Below are 814 nucleotides of genomic sequence, written 5' to 3' on the forward strand. Positions count from 1 at the left end.
TCACTTAGTACTTAAAGGTGAAGATTTTAGTAATGGGCTTACGGAAGCACAAGCCGATGCATTACTAGATACAGATATTGCAATTGCACGTGCTGGTGTTGCTTCACTTGGCGTAAATCTACCCGTAGAAAGCCGCTGGAATGATTTTCTAATCATTATGGTATTCCAACTAGGTCTTGCTGGTGTGAAGGGCTTCAAGAAGTTCCTAGCAGCTCTAAAGGCAGGTAATTATGCAACTGCTATTATCGAATGCAAAGATTCACGTTGGTACAAACAAACCCCTAATCGTGTTGATTCAATGATCGCCTATGTAGTACGTGGGTGATTTATGTGGACAATGTTTTATCAGGATGATTGGGATCTATATGACGTACTGGATTATGCTGCTTTCGTGTATCTGATTCAATTTCCAGAATGTGGCGAATACTATATAGGCGTTAAAGGCGTTTATCAAAAAGTCAAAGATGCTTCAAAGATTAAATCAACCAGTATTGAAAGTAACTGGGAAAAGTACAATTCCAGTTCTAAAGAAGTACAAGAACGTATTGCCACTGGGGAACATCATACTAAACAGATTCTATGGTGTTTTAAAACACGTCAGGAGGCAGAATTAGTTGAAGCTGCGTTGATTGCATATTGCGGTACTGATCATCTTTGTCGCAATAAAGCATTGATGACTAAAACTCGACTTAAAAAAGACAATGGGGAACAACGAAGAATTATTCGTATGTTGATGGAGGCTTTTACATAATGGCAAGTACTATAACAGGTGTACCGCAAGTAATTGCAAATATTCAACAACAGGGTATTGATT

2 protein-coding genes are annotated in these 814 nt (G+C 38.5%); both read left to right on the top strand.

Annotated features, from left to right (window positions below; all coding sequences use genetic code 11):
* The coding region (locus HMPREF3138_RS25310; protein ID WP_139145133.1) for a glycoside hydrolase family protein at positions 1-325 on the top strand (325 nt) is incomplete at its 5' end.
* A 3-nt stretch (positions 326-328) separates the two neighbouring features.
* The gene (locus HMPREF3138_RS25315; protein ID WP_246828713.1) at positions 329-751 is read left to right on the top strand and encodes a hypothetical protein; all 423 of its coding nucleotides are present in this window, start codon (positions 329-331) and stop codon (positions 749-751) included.
* The last annotated feature ends 63 nt before the right edge of the window (positions 752-814 follow it).

This window comes from Serratia sp. HMSC15F11 (assembly GCF_001808215.1).
GTDB lineage: Bacteria > Pseudomonadota > Gammaproteobacteria > Enterobacterales > Enterobacteriaceae > Serratia > Serratia nevei.

Bases quoted from the DNA above. Each gene is read 5' to 3' on its own strand.
- HMPREF3138_RS25315 (WP_246828713.1), top strand. From the start codon at position 329: ATGTGGACAATGTTTTATCAGGATGATTGGGATCTATATGACGTACTG.